General features: G+C 62.0%; 22 protein-coding genes and 1 pseudogene. 11 read left to right on the top strand and 12 right to left on the bottom strand.

Going from position 1 to position 21,875, the window contains the following annotated elements:
* Window positions 1-31 precede the first annotated feature (31 nt).
* On the top strand, window positions 32-1,429 hold the full coding sequence (locus AC57B6_RS35220) for an aspartate aminotransferase family protein (RefSeq protein ID WP_028198051.1): 1,398 nt from the start codon (window positions 32-34) through the stop codon (window positions 1,427-1,429).
* A gap of 185 nt (window positions 1,430-1,614) precedes the next feature.
* Here the strand turns inward: AC57B6_RS35220 and AC57B6_RS35215 are convergent, their stop codons facing one another.
* Entirely contained in the window at window positions 1,615-2,703 is a 1,089-nt protein-coding gene (locus tag AC57B6_RS35215; RefSeq protein ID WP_431135941.1) for an alcohol dehydrogenase family protein, read from the bottom strand.
* Between the two features lie 66 nt (window positions 2,704-2,769).
* Complete coding sequence (doeA, locus tag AC57B6_RS35210; protein WP_046569708.1) at window positions 2,770-3,990, bottom strand: ectoine hydrolase DoeA; 1,221 nt, start codon at window positions 3,988-3,990, stop codon at window positions 2,770-2,772.
* A gap of 483 nt (window positions 3,991-4,473) precedes the next feature.
* On the opposite strand from doeA, the gene ehuA reads away from it, so the two are divergent.
* From ehuA to AC57B6_RS35170, 8 genes are all read left to right on the top strand, one after another.
* On the top strand, window positions 4,474-5,298 hold the full coding sequence (gene ehuA / locus AC57B6_RS35205; protein WP_046570494.1) for an ectoine/hydroxyectoine ABC transporter ATP-binding protein EhuA: 825 nt from the start codon (window positions 4,474-4,476) through the stop codon (window positions 5,296-5,298).
* A gap of 59 nt (window positions 5,299-5,357) precedes the next feature.
* On the top strand, window positions 5,358-6,200 hold the full coding sequence (gene ehuB, locus AC57B6_RS35200) for an ectoine/hydroxyectoine ABC transporter substrate-binding protein EhuB (RefSeq protein ID WP_144194135.1): 843 nt from the start codon (window positions 5,358-5,360) through the stop codon (window positions 6,198-6,200).
* A gap of 73 nt (window positions 6,201-6,273) precedes the next feature.
* On the top strand, window positions 6,274-6,933 hold the full coding sequence (gene ehuC / locus AC57B6_RS35195) for an ectoine/hydroxyectoine ABC transporter permease subunit EhuC (RefSeq protein WP_028198056.1): 660 nt from the start codon (window positions 6,274-6,276) through the stop codon (window positions 6,931-6,933).
* 4 nt (window positions 6,934-6,937) lie between these two features.
* Complete coding sequence (ehuD, locus tag AC57B6_RS35190; RefSeq protein ID WP_028198057.1) at window positions 6,938-7,597, top strand: ectoine/hydroxyectoine ABC transporter permease subunit EhuD; 660 nt, start codon at window positions 6,938-6,940, stop codon at window positions 7,595-7,597.
* Between the two features lie 3 nt (window positions 7,598-7,600).
* Window positions 7,601-8,374, top strand: coding sequence for an ectoine utilization protein EutA (gene eutA, locus AC57B6_RS35185; protein WP_046569702.1), 774 nt, complete (start codon window positions 7,601-7,603; stop codon window positions 8,372-8,374).
* Between the two features lie 136 nt (window positions 8,375-8,510).
* A complete protein-coding gene (locus tag AC57B6_RS35180; protein WP_028198059.1) occupies window positions 8,511-9,869 on the top strand; it encodes an MFS transporter in 1,359 nt (452 codons plus the stop codon).
* Between the two features lie 164 nt (window positions 9,870-10,033).
* A complete protein-coding gene (gene katE / locus AC57B6_RS35175; RefSeq protein WP_496423054.1) occupies window positions 10,034-12,139 on the top strand; it encodes a catalase HPII in 2,106 nt (701 codons plus the stop codon).
* A 25-nt stretch (window positions 12,140-12,164) separates the two neighbouring features.
* Window positions 12,165-12,410 carry a DUF6723 family protein gene (locus tag AC57B6_RS35170; protein ID WP_046569698.1) on the top strand — a complete coding sequence of 82 codons (246 nt, stop codon included), beginning with the start codon at window positions 12,165-12,167 and terminating at the stop codon, window positions 12,408-12,410.
* Window positions 12,411-12,431: 21 nt separating this feature from the next.
* On the opposite strand, the gene AC57B6_RS35165 is transcribed toward AC57B6_RS35170, so the two are convergent.
* Window positions 12,432-12,950 carry a hypothetical protein gene (locus tag AC57B6_RS35165; RefSeq protein ID WP_178369893.1) on the bottom strand — a complete coding sequence of 173 codons (519 nt, stop codon included), beginning with the start codon at window positions 12,948-12,950 and terminating at the stop codon, window positions 12,432-12,434.
* A 255-nt stretch (window positions 12,951-13,205) separates the two neighbouring features.
* Between AC57B6_RS35165 and AC57B6_RS35160 the strand changes: the two genes are divergently transcribed.
* Entirely contained in the window at window positions 13,206-13,385 is a 180-nt protein-coding gene (locus tag AC57B6_RS35160) for a DUF2934 domain-containing protein (RefSeq protein WP_235429646.1), read from the top strand.
* A gap of 136 nt (window positions 13,386-13,521) precedes the next feature.
* Here the strand turns inward: AC57B6_RS35160 and AC57B6_RS35155 are convergent.
* The 3 genes and pseudogenes from AC57B6_RS35155 to AC57B6_RS35145 form a co-directional block, all read right to left on the bottom strand.
* Window positions 13,522-13,647: pseudogene (locus tag AC57B6_RS35155) on the bottom strand (divalent metal cation transporter); the annotation flags it as partial.
* Window positions 13,648-15,240: an FAD-dependent oxidoreductase gene (locus AC57B6_RS35150; protein ID WP_496423053.1), complete on the bottom strand. Its 1,593-nt coding sequence runs from the start codon at window positions 15,238-15,240 to the stop codon at window positions 13,648-13,650. It lies immediately after the preceding pseudogene.
* Between the two features lie 181 nt (window positions 15,241-15,421).
* On the bottom strand, window positions 15,422-16,291 hold the full coding sequence (locus tag AC57B6_RS35145; protein ID WP_496423052.1) for a LysR substrate-binding domain-containing protein: 870 nt from the start codon (window positions 16,289-16,291) through the stop codon (window positions 15,422-15,424).
* Window positions 16,292-16,385: 94 nt separating this feature from the next.
* Between AC57B6_RS35145 and AC57B6_RS35140 the strand changes: the two genes are divergently transcribed.
* Window positions 16,386-17,447, top strand: a complete 1,062-nt coding sequence (locus tag AC57B6_RS35140; protein WP_496423051.1) for an NAD(P)H-dependent flavin oxidoreductase — start codon at window positions 16,386-16,388, stop codon at window positions 17,445-17,447.
* Window positions 17,448-17,493: 46 nt separating this feature from the next.
* On the opposite strand, the gene AC57B6_RS35135 is transcribed toward AC57B6_RS35140, so the two are convergent.
* The 6 genes from AC57B6_RS35135 to AC57B6_RS35110 all read right to left on the bottom strand — a co-directional run bounded on the left by AC57B6_RS35135 (window position 17,494) and on the right by AC57B6_RS35110 (window position 21,872).
* Window positions 17,494-17,898 (bottom strand): DUF2471 domain-containing protein, encoded by a 405-nt coding sequence (locus AC57B6_RS35135; RefSeq protein ID WP_144194141.1) that lies wholly within the window; start codon window positions 17,896-17,898, stop codon window positions 17,494-17,496.
* 28 nt (window positions 17,899-17,926) lie between these two features.
* Window positions 17,927-18,208, bottom strand: coding sequence for a CppA family protein (locus AC57B6_RS35130; protein ID WP_028198068.1), 282 nt, complete (start codon window positions 18,206-18,208; stop codon window positions 17,927-17,929).
* 298 nt (window positions 18,209-18,506) lie between these two features.
* The gene (locus AC57B6_RS35125) at window positions 18,507-19,475 is read right to left on the bottom strand and encodes a Gfo/Idh/MocA family protein (RefSeq protein WP_474633508.1); all 969 of its coding nucleotides are present in this window, start codon (window positions 19,473-19,475) and stop codon (window positions 18,507-18,509) included.
* A gap of 39 nt (window positions 19,476-19,514) precedes the next feature.
* Entirely contained in the window at window positions 19,515-20,366 is an 852-nt protein-coding gene (locus AC57B6_RS35120) for a sugar phosphate isomerase/epimerase family protein (RefSeq protein WP_474633509.1), read from the bottom strand.
* Window positions 20,281-20,715: a Dabb family protein gene (locus AC57B6_RS35115; RefSeq protein WP_474633510.1), complete on the bottom strand. Its 435-nt coding sequence runs from the start codon at window positions 20,713-20,715 to the stop codon at window positions 20,281-20,283. The genes AC57B6_RS35120 and AC57B6_RS35115 overlap by 86 nt, the downstream gene beginning before the upstream one ends.
* Window positions 20,703-21,872 (bottom strand): DUF993 family protein, encoded by a 1,170-nt coding sequence (locus tag AC57B6_RS35110; RefSeq protein WP_491564625.1) that lies wholly within the window; start codon window positions 21,870-21,872, stop codon window positions 20,703-20,705. Before AC57B6_RS35110 ends, AC57B6_RS35115 begins: the two co-directional genes overlap by 13 nt.
* Between the last annotated feature and the right edge of the window lie 3 nt (window positions 21,873-21,875).

Genomic DNA, 21,875 nt, shown 5'->3' with positions numbered 1-21,875 from the left:
CGCATTCATCGATCACACGAAGGAGCTTCCCATGACCCAACTCGATCAGCTTTTCGACGCCGACCGCGCGCACTTCATGCATCCGTCGACGCACGCTCACGACCACGCGAGCGGGGCGCTGCCCGGCCGTATCGTGACGGGCGCCAAAGGCATCCGCATCGAAGACCATCAGGGCAAGTCGTTTATCGACGCTTTCGCGGGCCTGTATTGCGTGAACATCGGCTATGGCCGCACCGAGGTTGCCGAAGCGATCTACGAACAGGCCAAAAAACTCGCCTATTACCACACGTATGTCGGCCATTCGACGGATACGATCATCGAACTGTCGTCGCGCATTATCGACTGGGCGCCGCCGGGCATGAAGAAGGTGTACTACGGCATGTCTGGTTCGGACGCAAACGAAACGCAGGTCAAGCTCGTCTGGTATTACAACAACGTGAAGGGTCGCCCGAACAGGAAGAAGATCATCTCGCGCCAGCGCGGGTATCACGGTTCAGGCATTGTCACCGGCAGCCTGACCGGTTTGCCCAGCTTCCATCAGAGTTTCGATTTGCCGATCGAGCGCGTCAAGCATACGGTGTGTCCGCACTGGTACCGGCACGCTCCGGCCGGCATGAACGAGACGCAATTTGTCGCGTACTGTGTGGAAGAGCTGGAGCACCTCATTGCGCAGGAAGGCGCGGATACGATCGCTGCGTTCATCGCCGAACCGGTGATGGGCACCGGCGGTATCCTGCCGCCGCCGACGGGTTACTGGCCCGCGATCCAGCAAGTGCTGAAGAAGCACGACATCCTGCTGATCTGCGACGAGGTGGTGTGCGGTTTCGGCCGGCTCGGCTCGAAGATGGGCGCACAGCACTACGGCATCACGCCCGATCTGATCACCGTGGCGAAGGGTTTGACCAGCGCGTACGCACCGCTATCGGGCGTGATCGTCAGTGAAGGCGTATGGAATGTGATCGATAAGGCTTCCCAGGAATTCGGTGCGATGGGGCATGGCTGGACCTATTCCGGTCACCCGATCTGTGCGGCAGCCGCGCTCGCGAACCTCGATATTCTCGAGCGCGAGGACCTCACGCAGAACGCGGCGCAAACCGGTGCGTATCTGCTCGAACAACTGCACGCGGCGTTCGATGCTCATCCGCTGGTCGGCGAGGTGCGTGGCGCGGGCATGCTGGCCGCGCTCGAATTCATGGCCGACAAGGATGGCCGCCAGCCTTTCGATGCCGCGCTGAAGGTCGGCCCGCGAGTCTCCGCTGCGGCGTTGCAGCGCGGCTTGATCGCGCGCGCCATGCCGCACGGCGACATTCTTGGCTTCGCGCCGCCGTTGATCACCACGCGCAGCGACGTCGACGAGATCGTGAAGCTGGCGCGCGCGGCGGTGGATGAAGTCGCATCCCAGGTCCTGGCTCCGGCCACGTCCGCGTAGTGAAGCGCTGCGCCGGTTCGTGTGCCGCTGCGGGTTGGGTGGCAGCGCGGCCGGCGTTCCATTCGATGCAATGATCCGGCCAGGGATAGAAAACAGCGGGGCCAGCGATCGTTCTCTGGCCCCGCTGCCTGGCTGGTGCTTGCCCGTTGCGCGTCCGCGACCGGTCCGTCATTCAATCCGACTATTCAAGCCGGCTGCGCGGGTTCCCCGTAATGCCGGTCCGGAATCACGACGATATTGCCCACGAACCGCTTGGCCATGAATTGCGTTTGCGCTTCATGAAACTTCGACAAAGGATAGGTGGCGGCCAGAATCGGCCTGATCGTGCCGGACTGGATATAGTCGAGCACGCGCCTGAATGCGGCTCGCGTACCCTGCGAAGACCCATTCAGCTGTAGCTGCTTCAAATACATCGTACGCAAGTCAAGCTGGACTACCGGTCCGGCAATGGCGCCGGCCGTCGTGTAACGGCCTTCCGGGCGTAGCACGTTCAGGAGCTTGCCGAACAGTGCGCCGCCGACCAGGTCGGCCACCACATCGATCGGCCGGCCGCCGGTCATCCGTTCCACATCCGCGGCGAAATCCTCGCTGTCGCGAAGCATCGCGCCTTCAGCGCCGAGTGCGAGCACCGCATCTTCCTTGCCCTTGCCGACTACCGCATAGGGAATCGCTCCGCGTGCGCGGCATAGCTGAATGATTCCCGAACCGACGCCACCGGAGGCGCCCGTGATGAGCACCGTTTCGCCGCTTTTCACCGCAGCGCGCTCGAGCATCTGCTCGCCGGTGTGATAGGCGCACCAGAAGGTCGCGAGTTCGGCATCGGAGTAGGCGGAATCGACGCGATGTGCGTTCGCCGCCGGCACCGCCGTGTACTCGGCGTAACCGCCGTCGCGGCCGTGGCCGATGTAGTCGATATCGGCCAGGCTGTCGTCGGCGCGGTTATAGATCGACGCATCCACGATTACGCGTTCGCCGATACGTGCATCGCTCACGCCACGGCCCACGTCGACCACGCGCCCTACGATATCCGCGCCCTGAATTCGCGGGAACGACAGCGTCGAGCGGCCGCGCCGCCAGGTGGAGACAGCGTGTGGATCGTCGTCCGTACCGTACGCGCCCTCGCGCACCCACACGTCGGTATTGTTCAGTCCGCAAGCCGCGACTTCAAGCAATACCTCGCCCGCTTTGCAAACAGGAATCGCCACGTCGTCGCGATAGACGAGTTTGTCGAGGCCGCCGTGAGCGGTCAGCACGACGGCCTTCATGGTCTTCATATGCATGTTTCCCCTCTGCGATGTCCCCGCACGCGCCGCGGTCGCGGCGGCACAGGGGTGACGGGTTCACGGTTTGACGAACAGCTTGCGGGGTGTATTGCAGAACGTCTCCACGCCGGAATCGGTAATCAGGATGCTTTCGGTGATTTCGAGTCCCCAGTCGTCGAGCCACAGGCCCGGCATGAAGTGAAACGTCATGCCGGGCTGGAGGACCGTCTGGTCCCCCGGGCGCAGGCTCATCGTGCGTTCGCCCCAGTCCGGCGGATAGCTGGCACCGATCGGGTAGCCGCAGCGGCTGTTCTTCTCGATTCCGTACTTGTGCAGCACCGCGAAGAACGCAGCGGCGATATCTTCGCAGGTATTGCCGGGTTTGGCGGCCGCGAGGCCGGCTTCAATGCCTTCCACCACCGCGCGCTCGCCTTCGATGAAATGCCTGGGCGGTGTGCCCAGGTACACGGTGCGCGATTGCGGGCAGTGATAGCGCCTGAAGCAGCCGGCGATTTCGAAGAACGTGCCGGCATCTCTCGCGAAGGGCGTGTCGTCCCAGGTCAGGTGCGGAGCAGCGGCATCGGCACCGGTCGGCAGTAACGGTACGATGGCCGGATAGTCGCCACCGTAGCCGTCGATGCCGGTAATGCCTGCCGAGTAGATTTCAGCGACCAGGTCGTTCTTGCGCATGCCAGGCTCGATCCGTTCGACGATATGCGCATGCATCTTTTCGACGATGCGTGCCGCCACGCGCATGTATTCGATCTCGCGCGGCGATTTCACCGCGCGCTGCCAGTTCACCAGCCCGGTCGCATCCTGCCATCTCGCGTTGGGCAAATGAGCGACCAGCGAACGATAGGCCGCTGCGCTGAAATAATAGTTATCCATTTCCACGCCGATCTTCAGGGCGCCCCAGCCGCGCGCCTCGATCACTTCGCGGGCGAGGTAATCCATCGGATGCCGCTCAGTCGATTGCACGTAATGGTCCGGATAACCGACGATCTGATCATGCTGCATGAACACGGTGCGCCTCGCGCCATTGGCGTCCTGGCCGCGGCCAAACCAGACCGGTTCGCCATCCAGCGCCAGCAGCACGCATTGATGGACATAGAAGGACCAGCCGTCGTAACCGGTAAGCCACGCCATGTTGGTCGGATCGGACACGATCAGCAGTTCGATCCCCGCGGCCTGCATCGCTTTACGTGCTTTGCCGATACGGGTGGCATATTCCGCGCGTTCGAAAGGCAGGTGCACAACGGGCGCCCTGGTGCGCGATTCCTGCTGCGTTGTTTCTGACATCTTCCCCTCTCTTTGAGCATGACGTCGTTGAGGAACGTAATGCCTCGCACACGTCATGAGGCATCTACAGGCGTTTCTGGCCGCAGTCTAATGCGGCAGGAAACGGCTTTTAATGTGCTAGTTCAATCTCATCGTGGCGCTGCGCCGAACACGAAATCCGCCGGCGTCGTCAGGTGTGCCGCGTCGCGCCGCGCGTGTAGGTGTTGTCCCTGACTCGCGCACCAGCGTTCCTGGGGCGGCCTTCCGGCGCCGGCCTGCGGCCGGTTCCCGCCGGAAAAAGAATTGTTCTAGAGCAATCGGTTCCCGAATATGGCTTTGTATGCTGGTTTGCATCGTTGTTCTTCCAGCACCGCCGCCGCACCCCATCCAATCAGGGCAGGTATGACGAACGGGAACCGAATCGATATGAACACCGCACGAGTCACCGACATGCTGAGCGCCTCACGCGTCGCCCCGGCGACCCTTCCGTCGGATTTCCCGGCGATGCCTGCTGACGCCGCAGTGGCAAGCCGCGAGGCGCGGACGACGAGACCGATGATCAGCATCGATCGCATCACTAAGCGCTACGGCGCGCTGACCGTGCTCGACGAACTGTCGCTCGATGTGATGCCGGGCGAGAAGCTCGCGCTGATTGGCCCGTCGGGTTCCGGCAAGACCACCATCCTGCGCATTCTGATGACGCTCGAATCCATCGACGGCGGCCACATCGAAGTGGATGGCGAACAGTTGTTTCATATGCCGCGCGGCGACCAGATGGTGCCGGCGAACGAGCGGCATCTGCAGAAGATGCGTGAAAAGATCGGCATGGTTTTTCAGCACTTCAATCTGTTTCCGCACAAGAGCGTGCTGGACAACGTCACGCTCGCGCCGATCCTGACCAAAGGGGAGAGCCGCGAATCGGCGCAGAAGCGGGCACTCGAACTACTCGACATGGTTGGGATGGCCGACAAGGCAAAGAGTCGTCCGGCGCAACTGTCCGGCGGCCAGAAGCAACGCGTGGCGATCGCGCGGGCGCTGGCCCTTGCGCCGAGGATCATGTTGTTCGACGAAGTGACGTCGGCGCTCGACCCCGAGCTTGTGGAAGAGGTGCTGAACGTGATGCAGCGGCTCGCCAGGGAAACCGATATGACGATGCTGCTGGTCACCCATGAGATGGGTTTCGCTCACGATTTTGCGGACCGTGTGCTGTTTTTCGACCGCGGGAGGATCGTGGAAGAAGGCAAGCCGGCGGATATTTTCAGCCATCCGGAGCACGAGCGCACACAGGCGTTCCTCCGCAAGATCATCGCCGCCGGTCACCGGATCTGATCTATTCAGGCAACACGCCTTTAACGTTGCACGCCACCAGGCTTTAGGAGCCAACAATCATGAAACTGAAGGGGATTCTGGTCACGGGGACGTTGTCGCTGCTAGCCTTGAGCTGCCTCGCAGTCGCGGCACAGGACAAACTCGCGCAACTCAGGGAGCAGGGGTTCGCACGCATCGCGATCGCCAACGAGCCGCCGTTTACCGCGGTCGGCGCCGACGGCAAGGTGACGGGTGCCGCCCCCGATGTGGCGCGTGCGGTTTTCAGGAAGCTGGGTGTCAACGACATCGTCGCGTCGATCTCCGAATATGGCGCGATGATTCCTGGCCTTGCAGTGGGACGGCATGATGCCATCGCAGCGGGTCTTTTCATGACGCCGCAGCGCTGCGGCGCGGTCGCCTATTCGCAACCGGTGTTGTGCGCGGTCGAGGCGTTTGCGATCAGGAAGGGCAACACCAAAAACATCAAGACCTACGAGGAAATCGCCAAGGATCCTAAGGCGGTGATCGGTGTCGAGGGTGGCACGACCGAGCAGAAACTGGCGACCGCTGCGCAGATTCCGGGCGAGCGCGTCATCATCGTGCCGGACGGCCAGAGCGGCCTGAAGATGCTGCAGGATGGCCGTATCGACGCGTTCGCGCTGCCGCTCCTGTCGATCAGCGATCTGCTTTCGAAAGCGAAAGACAGCAATCTCGAATCGATCGCGCCGGTGCAAGGCACACCCGTGCAATGCGATGGTGTGGCGTTTCGCAAGCAGGACACCGCGCTGCGCGATGCTTTCGACGTCGAACTGAAGAAGATGAAGGAGTCCGGCGAGTTCGCGAAGATCGTCGAGCCGTACGGGTTCTCCGCCAAGGCGGCCATGTCGACGAGCCGCGAAAAACTGTGCGCGGCAACACAGTGAACTTTCCGTGGCGGCGCTGCGCGCGGTCCGGTAGCGCGTAAAACGCCCACTCCATTGTCGACGAGGTGTGTTTATGAGCGACTGGTCCGGTTATCTGCTGCTGATTCTGAAGGGCGCGCAGGCGACGGTCGAGCTTACCGTGATGGGCACCGTACTGGCGCTCGTCATGGCATTCGCCGCCGGACTCGGGCGTTTGTCGCGGTGGTTCGCGGTGCGAGCAATCGCGACCTCGTATATCGAGTTCTTTCGCGGTACGTCGGTATTCGTGCAACTCTTCTGGGCGTATTTCGTATTGCCGATGGCCGGACTCACGCTCACGCCGCTACAGGCCGGCGTACTCGCACTGGGCTTGAACGTAGGCGCCTACGGTGCTGAAGTGGTGCGGGGCGCGATTCTCGCAATTGGCCACGAGCAGAGGAGTGCATGCATTGCATTGAATCTGTCCACGTATCAGCGCATGCGTTACGTGATCCTGCCGCAAGCGCTGCCGCTGATGCTGCCGACTTTCGCTAACAACGCGATCGAGTTGCTCAAGGGCACGGCGGTCGTTTCGCTGATCTCGCTCGGCGACATGACTTTCCAGGCTCAGGTCGTACGTTCGCAAACCGGCAATACCCTGATACCGTTCGCGACGATTCTCGCGCTGTACTTCGCAATGGCTTGCGTGATCACGTTCGGCATGCGCCGGCTCGAACGCCGGATGAGCTTTGGTCTCGACGGGATGAGGAGATAAGCGTATGGAATGGGACTGGAGTTTCGCCCGTGAGATTCTGCCGATCCTGCTACAGGGGTTGAAGATCACCGTGCTCGCCACGTTGCTCGGCGCGGTGGTGGCGGCCGTGATCGGCATGGTGTTCGCGATCCTGCGCCTCTCGCCGAACCGCATGGTGGCGCGTACCACCACGGCGGTGGCAAGCTTCATTCGCGGCACACCGCTGCTGGTGCAACTGTATTTTGTGTTCTACGTGCTGCCCGACGTGGGTATCCGTATGCCGGCGCTTGCGGCCGGTGTGCTGGCACTCGGTGTGCATTACGCGACGTATACGGCTGAAGTCTATCGGAGCGGCATCGAAAACGTGCCGCGCGGACAATGGGAGGCCGCCAAGGCGTGCAACCTGAGTCCGTCGCAGATGTGGCAGCACATTATCCTGCCCGAGGCGGTTCCGCCGATGCTGCCCGCGCTCGCGAACTATCTGATCTCGATGTTCAAGGAAACCCCTTTGCTATCCGCGATCACCGTGCTCGAATTGATGAACGAGGCGAAGATCGTGGCGAACACGGATTACCGGTACCTCGAGCCAATGACGCTGGTCGGTGTGCTGTTCCTGTGCATCAGTCTTGTCGCGGTGATCGGCGTGAGATTGCTCGAAAAACGCTTTCCCGCTCCTGGGCACTAGCCGATGCCGGCCGCTATCCATCCGCTGAACGAAGTGCCGCCTCTGGACGAGCGCGCTTTCGACAAACGCATCGGCCTCGTGATCCTCGCGACCGATCACACAACCGAGCCGGACTTCGCGACGCTCGTCGCGAATCCGCGCATTGGCGTGTATGTGAATCGCGTGCCGTACGCGAATCCGGTGACGCCGGCCAATCTGCGCGCGATGCAGCCTTCGCTTACCGCGTGTGCCGCACTGATCCTGCCTGACGAAACGCTCGACGTGGTGATGTATTCGTGCACGTCGGCGTCCGTGGTGATCGGGGACCCGGAGATCGAACAGGCAATTCATGCAGCGAAGCCTGAAGCACGGGTCGTCACGCCGACGGCTGCCGCAGTCATTGCGTTAAAAGCACTGGGCGCGCGCCGCATCAGCGTGCTGACGCCTTATACCGTCGAAACCAGCCGGCCGATGGCCGAGTACTTTGGCGCGCAGGGATTCGCTATCGACCGCTTCACTTGCATTGGTCTGACCGACGATCGTGAGATGGCGCGAATTTCCCACGACGACATCGTAGCGCTGGCCTCGGTCGCGATGTCATCGGAGTCCGATGCGCTTTTCATTTCCTGCACGGCGGTGCGCGCGGCGGCTGTGATCGCGCGCATCGAGGCGGCGATCGGCAAGGCGGTGGTGAGCAGCAATCTGGCAACGGCCTGGATGTGTCTGCGTTTGTGCGGCGATAGCGAAGCCAGACCGGCGAGGGGGCGTTTGATGACGCTGCCGCTGCCCGTACTTTGAGTCGAACCCGCCGGGCCGGGAAAACCCCAGCGGAATCATCGTCCTAGGACATCGCTGCATCCATGGCCGGCAGGTATTGTGGTTTCAAGGCGGTGCCTCGGTGCGCGCCAATCGATTGGGATTCAGGAGGAAGACAATGAGTTACGTACATCCATGGGATGGCGACGCGCTGCAGCACGGTTCGTCAGGCCTGTTACGGCGCGCGATTGCCGCATCGGCGCTGGGCAATGCTACCGAGTGGTTCGATTACGGGATTTATGCGTACGGCCTGACCTACATATCGGCCGCGCTGTTCCCAGGCAGCACGGCGCAGGCCACGCTGTTCGCACTCGCCACCTTCGCCATTTCTTTTCTGGTTCGTCCGCTTGGCGGATTGTTCTGGGGCCCGCTCGGCGATCGACTGGGCCGCAAGCATGTGCTGGCGCTGACGATCATCCTGATGTCGGTGGCGACGCTGCTGGTAGGGCTGGTGCCGTCTTACGCGCAGATTGGCTGGTGGGCGCCGGCGATTCTGATCGTCTTGCGGATGATCCAGGGTTTTTCGACCGGTGGGGAGTATGGCGGCGCGGCGACCTTCATGGCCGAGTATGCACCCGACAAGAGGCGTGGCTTTTGCGGTAGTTTCCTCGAGTTCGCCACGCTTGCCGGTTTCTCGCTTGGCGCTTTCCTGATGCTGGGTTGCTCGGTCGTGCTGGGCAACGCAACGATGCATGCGTGGGGATGGCGCCTGCCGTTCCTGATTGCGGCGCCGCTCGGGATGATCGGCTTCTATCTGCGTTCCCGGCTGGAGGACACGCCTGTGTTCCTCGAGCTGGAGCAATCGATCCACAAGGAACAGCATGCCCGTGTGCCGCTGAAGGCTCTGCTGAGCGGATACTGGAAACCGCTGCTATTGCTGGGCGGGCTGGTGGTGGCCTTGAACGTCGTCAATTATGTGCTGCTGGCTTATATGCCGACCTTCATGCACAAGCAACTGGGCATGAGCGATAACATGTCCTTGCTCGTGCCGCTCCTTGGCATGTTGGCGATGATGGTCTTTCTGCCGTTTGCCGGCACGTTCTCGGATCGAGTCGGCCGCAAGAACGTCTGGTGGTTCTCTCTGATTGGACTCTTTGTAGCGGCCATTCCAATGTTTCTCCTGATGACCCATGGTCTCGCTGGGGCGCTGGCGGGTTTCTGCGTGTTGGGTCTCTTATACGTTCCGCAACTGGCGAGCATCTCGGCCATGTTTCCGGCGATGTTTCCCACCCAGGTGCGCTACGCGGGGATGGCGATTGCCTACAACATCTCGACTTCGATCTTCGGTGGCACCGCGCCGATGGTGAACGAATGGCTCGTCGCGCGCACGGGCAACGCGCTGGTGCCGGCGTACTACATGATGGCCGCGTGTGCGATTGGCGCACTCGCCCTGATCTTCGTGACGGAGACAACCGGCTGTTCGCTGCGCGGCCGGGAGATTCCCGGCACGAAGCAGGGCGCCCGCGTGTCGTCGTAGCGGCAACGATGTAATCCGGCCTGGCGGACCAGCGGGTCCGCCAGACGCATGGCCGGAAACGGAGCCGCGCAGCTTTCATCGGGAACAACGCTTGCTGACCCTGCGTTCGAGCCGGAGCGAATCATCGCCTGGCGCTGCTAACTGCTAACGCAAGGAGTGTTTCCATGGCAGGTAAAACCGGCACCCGTCAGCCCGCAACCCCGGCTGACGACCGCAAATCGCAAGATCTCGAACCGTTCCGCGTCCGTCCCGACGGCGCGGCGCTGCGCACCAATCAGGGCGTGAAGATCGCCGACAACCAGAACACCTTGCGCGCCGGTCCGCGCGGTCCGTCTCTGCTCGAAGACTTCATCATGCGTGAAAAGATCACGCATTTCGATCACGAGCGTATTCCCGAGCGCATCGTGCACGCTCGCGGCTCCGCCGCGCATGGCGTGTTCCAGGTGTACGAGCCGATGACCGAATACACGAAAGCCGCATTCCTGCAGAACCCGGCCGAGCAGACCCCGGTCTACGTGCGCTTTTCCACCGTACAGGGGCCGCGTGGCTCGGCGGATACCGTGCGCGACGTGCGCGGTTTCGCGGTGAAGTTTTACACGCAGGAGGGTAATTACGATCTGGTCGGCAACAACATGCCGGTGTTCTTTATTCAGGACGCGATCAAGTTTCCGGATTTCGTACACGCTGTCAAACCGGAAGCGCCCAACGAGATGCCGACCGGCGCTTCCGCGCACGATACGTTCTGGGATTTCGTGTCACTGGTGCCGGAATCCGCGCACATGGTGCTGTGGACCATGTCGGATCGCGCGATTCCACGCAGCTTGCGCACCATGGAGGGCTTTGGCGTTCACACTTTCCGCTTCGTGAATGCGCAAGGCAAGGCGCGCTTCGTCAAGTTTCACTGGCGCCCCGTGCTGGGCTCCTATTCGCTGTTGTGGGACGAAGCGCAGAAGCTCGCCGGCAAGGACCCCGACTTCCATCGGCGCGATCTGTGGGAAGCAATCGAGCGAGGCGATTTCCCTGAATACGAACTCGGCGTGCAGATCGTCGAGGAAGAGGATGAACACAGCTTCGGTTTCGATCTGCTCGATCCGACCAAGTTGATACCGGAAGAGCGCGTCCCGGTAAAAATCATCGGCAAGATGACGCTCAACCGTAATCCGGATAATTTCTTCGCCGAAACCGAACAGGTCGCGTTTCACCCCGGCCATATCGTGCCGGGTATCGACTTCAGCAACGATCCGTTGCTGCAAGGCCGGCTCTTTTCGTACACGGACACGCAGATCAGCCGGCTCGGCGGCCCGAACTTCCACGAAATTCCGATCAACCGGCCGGTGTGCCCGTTTCATAACAATCAGCGCGACGCGATGCATCGCCAGACGATCAATGTCGGACAGGCATCGTATGAGCCGAACTCGGTGAGCGGCGGCTGGCCGAAGGAGACTGATCCGGCGCCGTCCGATGGCGGCTTCGAGAGCTATCAGGAGCGTGTCGACGGCGTGAAGATCCGCGTGCGCAGCGAGTCTTTTGCCGATCACTTCTCGCAAGCCGCGCTGTTCTACCGGAGCATGTCCGAGGTCGAGCAGGAGCACATCAGCGCTGCGTATCAGTTCGAACTCGGCAAGGTGACGAAGCCGGAGATTCGCGAGCGCGTGGTGAACGAGATTCTTGCCAACTTCGACGCGGGGCTCGCCGCGAAGGTCGCGGAAGGCTTGGGTTTGCCAGCGCCGAAAAAGGGTAAGGCGCCGCCCGTGTCGGACCCGCAAACTTCGCCGGCGCTGAGCCTCCTCAATCGCGGCAAGCCGGGCATCAAGACTCGCAAGATCGCGCTGCTGGCCGCACCCGGTGCCGACGGCGCGTCGATCAGGAAGCTTCAGCAGGCGCTGCGCGGCGAGGGCGCGACGCCGTTGCTGATCGCGCCGAGCCTGGCTGCGATCGACGGTTTGCAGCCGGACGCAACGATTGCCGGAATGCCGTCGATCATGTTCGACGCGGTGATCGTCTGCGGCGGCGAGGCTGGTGCGAAAACACTGGCGCAATCCGGCGACGCGCGGCATTTCGTGCTGGAGGCGTTCAAGCATCTGAAAGCGATTGCGGCGCTCGGGGCGGGGCGCGACGTGCTGGCGGCGGCTCAACTGCCGGATCATGCCGATGGCGTGGAAACCGGCGATGACAGCCAGAGCGCCGAGGTGCTCAAGGCATTCGTTGCGGCGGCGGAGCAGCACCGAGTGTGGTCGCGCGCGGCGCTGGCGCAAACGGTACCGGCATAACGTAAGGATAGTTAAGGAATTTGCAATGGTGCGGCATAAGGCGGATGTGTCCGACGGCGACTTCGAGATCTTCGCGACCTACCACGGCACGAGCGACGGGCGGTACGTGGGCGGCCTGAAGGTGATCAGAAAGTCCGACCGGAAGATCCTGTTCCCGTTCGAAGGCGCGCCGCAGATCGGACCTTACGCGACGCCGGCGCAGGCACGCGAGGCGGCCGTGGAGTACGGCCGCCAGATCATCGCGACAGACCGGGCTTCGCCCGAGACTTAGCGAGACTGCGCAAACGCCGGTTTAAAACCCGTGTCGCACGGAAAGCGTCGCGCCCGTGCTGTGCGAGTGAAGAACCGCGACACGCGCTGTTGCAGAGAAGGCCCAGTCGTTGACCGTCAACGACAGCCTTCGCTGCGGTTGCGCACCGAGCGTCAGGGTCGTGTTCTGTACATCGGCGAGGGAGAGTTGCGGCGCCGTCGACGGGCCCAGAGAGAGATAATTCGACGCCTGGGACGGCGCCTGTGGCGACGCCGGCCGAGGCATTGGTGCGGGCGTTGCGCTGCCAAAGCGGACGTCGTGAGTTATCGGCGTGCTATAGAAATTCTCGACCGGTGCGTAAAAGGGATGGCCTTGGTCCGGCTGATATTCAAAGGCGTAGCGTTGCGGTTCCGGAATGGGGGGAAGGGTTCTTACGGGCATTGGCGCGATGCTCGCCACGGTCATCTCTTCGGGCGAATCGATCGCAAGGTCGCCCGCGAACGCATACCCGCTCAGCAAGAAGATGATTGCGCCGGCAATTCTTTCGCTCAGGCAGCTCATGGCATGCCTCCAATGAAGGAATTGAAACGTCACGCTACTGACACGCCAGGCTTGAACGGAGCGCTTGCTCATTGTCGCTCGCACTCAACTATTGTAGTCAGTCTTTCGCGTATCGCTACCGGTCTCTGCAGTGCCCATCGGTGAGGAACAGCGCTTGCTGTGCTCCAGGGATGCCGGCGTGCAATCCGTTGCAAACGGCAAATTCCGCGAGCCCGGAGCGGGCTCTTTTTTGCTGGTCTCACAAGGAGCATGAGCATGGAAACCATGTCGGTGGAAGAACGCATCAGGACCCGGGCCTACCATCTGTGGGAGAAGGCGACCGAACCCAGGGGCACACCTGAGGAGTACTGGGAACAGGCACGCGCCGAGATCGAAGATGAAGACGCTCAGGCAGACGCGTCGGGCGTGCCCACGGAGCCGCCCGGCACGCTGTGAGGGGCGGCGGCAAGCCCGCGCTGGCCGCTCATACTCCGAACGCGAACATGGCGATCGCGGCGGCGGCCATCACGAGCGCCGCCAGCCAGCCAACAATCCGCGGCGTGCCGCCGTTCGTGAATTCACCCATCACGCTTGCGACCATTAGCGGATAGGTCAGCAGGACCGTCCGCAGAATATCGTAGCCGAACGCTGCACCTGCCTGCGAACAGCTAGCGAAGCCGCTCGGGTCGTCGTCGGTCGCGCCGGTGCCGATGCCGGGTTAATCGCGTGCTAACTCCCGCACCTGGGCGACCGATAGCCCCACGTGCATTTTCCCGATCAAGCGCGCCGTCGCCGCTTCACGCCCGCACGCGAGCACTGCGGCGACGATGCCGTCCAGTACGTACAGCGCCATGAAGTCCTGCTCGTCGAGTTCGCCGTCGACGACCAGTTCATCCCATTGTGTCGCGTGACCGAGATACTCGAAGTTCTTGCCGTAGTGATAGGTCCAGAAATACGGCGCGCCGGTATAGCGGTTACGCGCGCCGCACATGTTTTGCGCTGCAATCCGGGCATGCTGCTGCGCGACGCGCCAATGCTCGATGCGCAACGGCTCCTGATTTTCGTGCAGCGGAAACACGGCGACGTCGCCCGCCGCATAGAGGCCAGGCGCGGCCTGCATGCCGGCATTGACAATCACGCCGCCATCCTTGCCTAACGGCAGTCCTTCAATAAAGCCCGTGGCGGGCGACACGCCGGTGCCGATCAGCACGGCGTCCGCAGCGATGCGTGTGCCGTTCTCGAGGACGACTTCGCGCACCGTTTCATCGCCTTCGAATGCCGATACCTGTTGCTTCAGGTGGAAGACCACACCGTGGTCTTCATGAAGCCGCTGGAACATCGCGCCGACCCGCTCGCCGAACTGGCGCTTGAAGGGCACCGCGTCCGGCGACACGACGCTCACCGGTGTACCGCGTTGACGTAGCGCGGAGGCCGTTTCCAAGCCGATAAAACTGCTACCGACAATGACGACCTGGGTGGCATCGCTCACCGCCTCGACCAGCGCGAGCGCGTCGTCGAGCGTACGCAATACCTGTACGCCGCGCAGCTCGCGGCCGGGCAGTGGTGCAACTGTCGGCACGCTGCCCGACGCTAACAGCGCGGTGTCGTAAGCTAGCTCCCGGCCATCGGCGAGGCGAATACGTCGCTTCGGCACGTCGAGGCCGACTATCTCGGCTTGAAGCCGCTCGATGCGTTCGTGCTCGAACCAATCGGGGGGAAGCAGCGAGGGCACGTCGGTGCAGGCCATTTCTCCTGACGGTACGAATTTGCTCAACGATGTGCGGTCATAGGGAGCGTGCGCCTCTCGACCAATCATCGTGATGTGCCCGGCAAAGCTGCACTCGCGCAATGTCGCGCAGGCGGCCGCGGCCGCGGCGCCCGCGCCGATGATGACGAACGCCGGCGCGTTGCCTGCGGCTTGAGCCGATGCAGTCGAACCGTTGGGCGCAGTCGACGCGGATGAGTCAACGGCCGCGGTCGTGGCTGCACCCGGCAGTTTGTCGGGCGAAACCAGCACATCGTCTCCATCGAGCGCCACCGGATAGCGGTCCAGCGCCATCAACGCCGGTGGTTCGAGCACTTTGCCGGTGGCGACATCGAAGCTGCCTTTATGCCACGGACAAACAATACGGCCCTCGCAGAGCGCGCCCTGTTCGAGCGGACCGCCAGCATGCGGGCAGTTCGCGCCGTAGGCATGCACGGTATCTCCGTCGCGCACCAGCAGAATGGACTCGCCGTCCAGTTCCAGCCGTTGCGCGCGGTCGGCATGCAATTGCGACAGGCGGGCGACTCGTTTTAGCGGGGTTGGCATGATGGGATCCTCGTCAATGCGCGGCCTGCGAGCCACCGCACACTGGCGTTCAGCAATCGATGTTCCCGCCGCGGATCGCCACAATCATCCGCCTTGCATCCAGCAGGACTAAATGGCCGGCAAAACGCCGTGCCGGCCATAGACCAGAGGCACAGGCGGCGCGCACTGTGGTGTTCATCGTTCAAACGCTCTTCATTTGATTCTGCAGATTCTGGAAGGCTGGAACGTTATAGCCCGAACGCCACAGCAGACAGGTATCGACCTGCCCGGCAGGCAGCGTCTTCAGACCGGCTGGAACCTTGGCTAGCTCAAGGACGCTTTTCGGCAGCACCGTGACGCAGGCGCCGGCGGCAACGCACGCGATCATGGCGTGGTAGGAGCCCATTTCCTGGACTTGCCAGCCAGGTGAATCAGGAATGCCGAGCAACTGTTCCGCGATGGCGCGGTACGAGCAACCCTGCGCGAACGCAGCCAGCGACCGCGTTCGGATTGCCCGAGGGGTGTCAGCGGACGCCTCACTGGTGGGGGCCAGCAACAGCAGTTCTTCAAGCCACGCTTTTTCGGCGACCAGACCCATATCCGCCAGTGAGGCGTCATCGCCCGCTGCGGGCGGCAAGGCCAGGAATGCACAGTCCAGCCTCCCGGTGCGGACCTGTTCCAGTAGCTGGCGGGACGGGCCCGTACTCACTTCAAGCCGTGTGGCCGGGTAGCGGGCATGGTACGCAGCGAGCACGGCGGGCAGACGGCTGGCGGCCGTACTTTCCATACAGCCCATGCGCAGGACGCCGCCATCGAGACCGCCCGTGACGACATTGCGCGCCTCCTCTTCCAACGCCAGCAAACGCCTTGCATAGTCGAGAAAGCGCTCGCCGGCCGTCGACAGGCTGAGCCGCTTACCGCTGCGCACAAAAAGCTCCACGCCGACGTCCGCTTCCAGTTGCTGAATCCGCGTGGTCACATTGGACTGCACCCGGCCAAGGCGGCCTGCCGCGCGTGTGATGCTCAGTTCCGCTGCCACGATGCAGAAGATATTGAGCGACTCCAGATCCATGTTTATCTCTAAAATGAAATGATAGAATGATTTTATTCTCAATTAGAGAATTTGTCGTCGCCACCGTTCAACCCGTTCCAGAACAGGAGTCGCCATGAACTCGCTAAACCCTTTCATTGCACGACTTGGCGTTGCGTTCCCCATCATTCAGGCGCCGATGGCGGGCGTCTCCACGCCGCAACTGGCGGCCGCGGTTTCCAATGCGGGTGGACTGGGGTCCCTTGGAATCGGTGCGAGCACGGCTGATCAGGCGCGCAAAATGATCGAGGAAACGCGCAGCCTGACGCGTGAGCCGTTCAATGTGAATGTGTTTTGCCATGCGCCCGCAGAGCGCGATGCGGCGCGTGAAGCAGCATGGTTGCGCTACCTGGCGCCGCTGTTCGCGGAGGCGGGGATTGAGCCTCCGGCCGCGCTCAATGAGATCTACACGACCTTTCTGCATGACGATGCGGTGTTCGATCTGCTGATCGAGCAGCGTCCATCGGTTGTCAGCTTCCACTTTGGTTTGCCGTCCGTGGATCGCATCAAGGCGTTGCGCGACGCGGGCATCACCACGTTGGCCAGCGCCACCAACCTCCGTGAAGCAGAACTTGGCGAGCAGGCTGGCGTCGATGCGATCGTGGCGCAAGGGATCGAGGCCGGCGGCCACCGCGGCATGTTCGACCCGGACGCCGTCGACGAACAGCTAAGCACCGCCGTGCTGGTCCGCTTGCTGGTGCAGCGAACGAAGCTGCCGGTGATTGCCGCGGGCGGCATCATGGACGGTCAGGGAATCAGGGCGGCGCTGGACCTCGGCGCGGCTGCCGCGCAACTCGGCACCGCTTTCATTCTGTGTCCCGAATCGGCCGCCAATGCCAGCTACCGTGCCAATCTCAGGAGCGAGCGGGCGGCGGCCACCCGGTTGACGAGCGTGCTGTCCGGCCGGCCCGCACGCGGCATGGTCAATCGCCTCATCGCGTTCGGTGAATCGTTGGGCAGGCCTGTGCCCGCCGCGTACCCGGTCGCCTACGACGCTGCCAAGCAATTGAACGCGGCTGCAGCGAAACTGGGCAACCATGAGTTCGCGGCGCAGTGGGCGGGGCAGGGCGCGCCGCTGGCGCGCGAGCTGACTGCCGCGCAACTGGTTCAGACGCTCGTTCAGGAATTGCAAGGCTGATGGCGATGCGGTGAGGCGTTAACGACCAACGGCTGATATCGGCGCACTAGTCCTGAGTGGCCACATCGGTAGCGTTGGCCTGTACCAGTGCGCGCGCAAGCAGGTACACGACTGGCAAGTCGTCGTCGTCACGTCGCCAGTCGATGGGTTCGTCGAGATCCATCCCGGACAAACGACTGTCGCAAAACCGGACAAACGTTGAGCGCACCGCCTCGTTGTGCCTTGCCAGGAACCCCCGATTCTCGAAGACCTGTTCGTCGATTGTCAGCAGTGTCCGCCACGTCGGCAATTGCGCGCTGCTTGAGTAACGGCGACGGCCATTGTCGAGGTGACGACCCGCGACCGTGGCAATGATTTGCTGGAGATCGAGCGACGCGCTGCGGAGTGCGCGTTCGAGGGCGACCGGATTGATGTCGTGGACATCCCGATCAGGAGCAGCGTCGTTAATCATCTTGTTATCTTCCTGAAGACTCGCAGCATTAACGTTGATGTTTCAACGACACCTGGTTGCGCTCTGCCAGCAGCAGACGGATCTGCGCAAGATAGTTATCGCCAACCGTACAGTCGGCCACGGGTCGGGGCTGTTGATGAGGTGTTGGCGGACGTACGCCGAGATAGCGGCACACGGCGGACAGGTACGGTTTGCCGTTGCCTCCCAGATGTCGCGCAGCGGCAGCTACGCGCACGTCGCCGACATGCTTGCGCAGCCAGGCAAGCGTTTCGCGATCACCGTCGTTCAAGATGCGGATGAGCTGGTTCATGACCGATCCTGTATATAAAAACAGTACTGTAAATTTATACAGTATTTGGCGGGGATGCAAGTCAATTTTCGCGAGGGGGCTTTAGACAGACCTGACGATGACGCGGGATTCGCTGGCGGAGCTCCCGGCGCCGCTGACCGCGCTCGGCGCCGTGACGACCGACGATGGCCGACTACAACCTGTCAAAGCGCACGGACGTGTATGTGATGGCGAGTCCGCAGAAGGCCGTGAGCGCGAACAGCGGTAGCGCGCCGTGAGGGCGGCGACGCGCGCTTGCAGCGCTGCTGGCGATTTCTGCTCAGGAAAGTATCTGATCGATGACCCGCTGATTGCCGAGTGAATTTTCCAGGGTGAAAGCCAGATTCGCTTTCTGTCCGAGCACCGTGCTCGCAAAGTCTTCAACCATCAACTGATATTGATCGACCTCACCGAACTCAATGGTGCGTGTTTGAGCTGTTTCATCGGAGCGAAGGCGAATTTGCGCCGGGCCATATGTGCCCGGATTGAACGGTGCGTCAACGCTTAACCAGCCTTTGGTTCCGTGAAAGATCATGTGCTGCCGGCGCGACAGTTGCGTGCCGCAGTAGAACGTCATCGAGAATCCTGGGAACGCGGCCGTGCATCGCGCGAACCGGTCTGTGCCGAAACGGGCATCGAGCAAAACCTCTGCCTGGATGCGAACCGGTTCAAGTCCTGTCACAAGACGCGTGGTTACGACCGGGTAGACGCCGATATCGCGCACACCCCCGCCCCCGAGTGCAAGATTGTTCTTGAGTGCGTTGGGATCGTCGTTGAAGTAGGTGAAGGAGCCTTCGATCAGCGTGAGTTCGCCAAGCATTCCCTGAGCGAGGCTGTCGCGAACAAAAGCCCATTGAGGGTGATGCGCCACCATGAATGCTTCGCCGCATACAAGGCCGGTTTTGTCACGCAAGGCGATCAGCTCAAGCACCTGGTTGGCATTCATTGCAATCGGCTTCTCGCACAGCACGTGTTTGCCACCGAGCAGGGCTTTCTTGCACCATTCGACGTGACTGGCCGTTGGCAGCGGGATATAGATTGCGTCGACGTCTTTGCTCGCGATGACCTCGTCGTAACTGGTCAATACACGGTCGATGCCATGCCTGGTCGCGAAAATCTGGGCGCGGTCACGATCGCGGCTGGCGACGGTGATCACCTGGCCGTTGGACGAGCGTTGGATAGCCGGCACGACAAAGTTGTCGGCAATCTTTGCGGCGCCCAGTACGCCCCAGCGAATTTTTTCAGTCATTTTTGTCTCCGTGTGTTCGTGTCGTTTAACGCAGCGCGGTCAACAAACTGTCTGCAGACGTTCACTGCAGATGGCGAGTACTTCGCCGGGCTCGCGTTGCCACCAGTTTTGCGCCGAAAAAATTTCGGTTTCCACCAGACCTTCGTATCCGGCGCGTTCGACGCACGAACGCACCGACGGTAGATCGACGACCCCATCGCCCATCATTCCGCGATCCAGCAGCATGTCTTTAGTTTCGTGCAACCAGTCGCACACGTGATACGCCAGAATGCGTCCCGCTTGCCCGGCCGCTGCGATCGACGCCGTCAGTTGCGGGTCCCACCAGCAGTGGTAAACATCGACTGCAACGCCGATAAGCCCTGACCGGTCTGGATCTACGGTTTCACAAATATTCACTGCCTGTGCGATGGTGTTGACTACGGCACGATTGGCTGCGTACATAGGGTGAAGAGGCTCGAGTGCGAGCGGTACGCCGCACTCGCGTGCCGTGTCCATCAGCATCGAAATGCCGTCCACCACCTGGGTCCGCGCACCTTCCAGATCGCGGCTACCTGGTACGAGGCCACCGACCACCATCACGAAGCAACGCGCCCCGAGTATTGCCGCATCGCGCAATGCGGCCCGGTTTGCCTCGACATTGGCGTTAAATTCGGCGGGCGTCGCTGCCGGCAAATAGGTCGAACGGCAATAGCCGGTCACGGTCAGATCGAGCGCTCTGATCTGCCGCGCAAGCTGCGCGACATTGCCTTCCTCGACCTCGCGGCGCCACGGCGCTATCCCACCAAAGCCCGCTTTGGCAATGCGATCAATCGTGCGACTGAGTGGCTCCCGATGGCCCAGCGTTGCGGTATTGATGGAGCACAGGTCGAGTCTTCCGTGAAGGTTTCTCATGGGTTTCCAGATCGATATCGAAGACGAGCAGACCTTGCGCACCGTCTTCAAGTGCTTCAAGAAGACGTGCCCCAATGGCTTGATGCGTTGGATGCGCCAGGTAGGCAAAACAGTCGTCGCGGCTCGCGAAATCCATCATGAAGCCGTCAGAAAACGCCATGCCATAGCCTTCCGGCGATACGTTGGGCCCGCTCTGAAAGTTGGTGAAGGCAATGCCGGGTACTTCCGTCAGTCGCCGGATCTGCTCGAAGAACGCAAGGCGGCATGCCGGTGTCACTTCGTTACGGAACCGGCAAAACACCATGTGCCGTACAGGTCCCCCAGATCGGGCCATGATCAGCCTGTGCATCCGAGTGGCGCCATGGCCCTCCGGATGCGAGTGATTGCATCGCCCGGGTCGCGCAACAGGCCGGCCTGGTCGGCGAGGCGGAACACATCCGCCAGGTAAGCTGGCGGCCGCATACCATGGTGACCGCCCGGCATGAAGAAGTGGTCCTGGAAGCCGTTCAGGTACGCGAGGAACACCACGCCCGTCTTGTAGTACTGCGTCGGCGCGCGAAAAATGTGGCGCGAAAGCGGCACCGTCGGCCCTAGCAATCGGTTGAAGGTCTCGACGTCGCCCGCGCAGAGGGCCGTCAGTGCCTGAGACGCGGCCGGCGCAATGGCGTCGAAAATGCCGAGAAGCGCATGCGAGAAATGCGTGCCGTCGCCGGCGATCAGCGCGGGATAGTTGAAGTCGTCGCCTGTGTACATCTTCACACTTTGCGGTAGACGTCGGCGGAACGTGATCTCCTTCTGCTCGTCGAGCAATGAGATCTTGATGCCATCCACTTTGGCCGAATTGGCCTCGATGATATCGAGGCAAACTTCGGCTGCAGCCGGAAAATCGCTTGCGCCCCAGTAGCCCGCGAGTTCAGGGTCGAACATGGCGCCGAGCCAATGCAGAATCACCGGCTGGTCGCACATGGCGAGCACCTCGCGATAGACGCGCCGATAATCGTCCGGTGAGCGTGCTACTTTCGCAAGCGCGCGGCTCGCCATCAGGATCACGCGTCCGCCTACGCGTTGCACGGCTTCGAGTTGCTCCGCATACGCGCGAATCACCTGATCGCAGTTCGTCACCGAAGCGGGCGTGATGTGGTCAGTGCCGCAGCCCGACGCGATGGCTGCCCCGGCAATATCGCGCGTGCCTTCGATGCTGCGTGTGATCAGTTCGAGTGCCGTGCTCCACGGCAAACCCATACCGCGCTGCGCTGTGTCCATGGCTTCTGCGATGCCCAACCCCTGTTCAAGGAGATAGCGCCGGTAAGCGATAGTGCGGTCCCAGTCGATGGCGGGCTCGGCGTTCAGTTCGCCCGCGCGCAGCGGATCGGCCACCACGTGGGCGGCGGAGTACGCGATGCGGTTGAATTCGCGTGCAGGCGGTCGCACTCCAAGTGGTGTGCCCTGTACGGAATAGGTTTCCAGTGCGCCGGACGCAGTCGGAAGTTTGATCGAGAGGTTCATAGG

The sequence above is a fragment of the Paraburkholderia sp. BGA-UO-ETr-F12 genome (genome assembly GCF_059567945.1).
Note: the sequence above shows the minus strand (reverse complement) of the source record. Positions and strands in the feature narration are given on the sequence as shown.

Coding starts and splice junctions, on each gene's coding strand:
- AC57B6_RS35145 (WP_496423052.1), bottom strand. CDS start 16,291: ATGGATCTGGAGTCGCTCAATATCTTCTGCATCGTGGCAGCGGAACTG.
- AC57B6_RS35130 (WP_028198068.1), bottom strand. CDS start 18,208: ATGAACCAGCTCATCCGCATCTTGAACGACGGTGATCGCGAAACGCTT.
- AC57B6_RS35125 (WP_474633508.1), bottom strand. CDS start 19,475: ATGACTGAAAAAATTCGCTGGGGCGTACTGGGCGCCGCAAAGATTGCC.
- ehuD (WP_028198057.1), top strand. CDS start 6,938: ATGGAATGGGACTGGAGTTTCGCCCGTGAGATTCTGCCGATCCTGCTA.
- AC57B6_RS35170 (WP_046569698.1), top strand. CDS start 12,165: ATGGTGCGGCATAAGGCGGATGTGTCCGACGGCGACTTCGAGATCTTC.
- ehuA (WP_046570494.1), top strand. CDS start 4,474: ATGCCTGCTGACGCCGCAGTGGCAAGCCGCGAGGCGCGGACGACGAGA.
- AC57B6_RS35115 (WP_474633510.1), bottom strand. CDS start 20,715: ATGCACAGGCTGATCATGGCCCGATCTGGGGGACCTGTACGGCACATG.
- AC57B6_RS35160 (WP_235429646.1), top strand. CDS start 13,206: ATGGAAACCATGTCGGTGGAAGAACGCATCAGGACCCGGGCCTACCAT.
- AC57B6_RS35120 (WP_474633509.1), bottom strand. CDS start 20,366: ATGAGAAACCTTCACGGAAGACTCGACCTGTGCTCCATCAATACCGCA.
- AC57B6_RS35140 (WP_496423051.1), top strand. CDS start 16,386: ATGAACTCGCTAAACCCTTTCATTGCACGACTTGGCGTTGCGTTCCCC.
- AC57B6_RS35110 (WP_491564625.1), bottom strand. CDS start 21,872: ATGAACCTCTCGATCAAACTTCCGACTGCGTCCGGCGCACTGGAAACC.
- AC57B6_RS35220 (WP_028198051.1), top strand. CDS start 32: ATGACCCAACTCGATCAGCTTTTCGACGCCGACCGCGCGCACTTCATG.
- AC57B6_RS35165 (WP_178369893.1), bottom strand. CDS start 12,950: ATGAGCTGCCTGAGCGAAAGAATTGCCGGCGCAATCATCTTCTTGCTG.
- ehuB (WP_144194135.1), top strand. CDS start 5,358: ATGAAACTGAAGGGGATTCTGGTCACGGGGACGTTGTCGCTGCTAGCC.
- AC57B6_RS35135 (WP_144194141.1), bottom strand. CDS start 17,898: ATGATTAACGACGCTGCTCCTGATCGGGATGTCCACGACATCAATCCG.
- AC57B6_RS35215 (WP_431135941.1), bottom strand. CDS start 2,703: ATGAAGACCATGAAGGCCGTCGTGCTGACCGCTCACGGCGGCCTCGAC.
- eutA (WP_046569702.1), top strand. CDS start 7,601: ATGCCGGCCGCTATCCATCCGCTGAACGAAGTGCCGCCTCTGGACGAG.
- ehuC (WP_028198056.1), top strand. CDS start 6,274: ATGAGCGACTGGTCCGGTTATCTGCTGCTGATTCTGAAGGGCGCGCAG.
- AC57B6_RS35150 (WP_496423053.1), bottom strand. CDS start 15,240: ATGCCAACCCCGCTAAAACGAGTCGCCCGCCTGTCGCAATTGCATGCC.
- doeA (WP_046569708.1), bottom strand. CDS start 3,990: ATGTCAGAAACAACGCAGCAGGAATCGCGCACCAGGGCGCCCGTTGTG.
- katE (WP_496423054.1), top strand. CDS start 10,034: ATGGCAGGTAAAACCGGCACCCGTCAGCCCGCAACCCCGGCTGACGAC.
- AC57B6_RS35180 (WP_028198059.1), top strand. CDS start 8,511: ATGAGTTACGTACATCCATGGGATGGCGACGCGCTGCAGCACGGTTCG.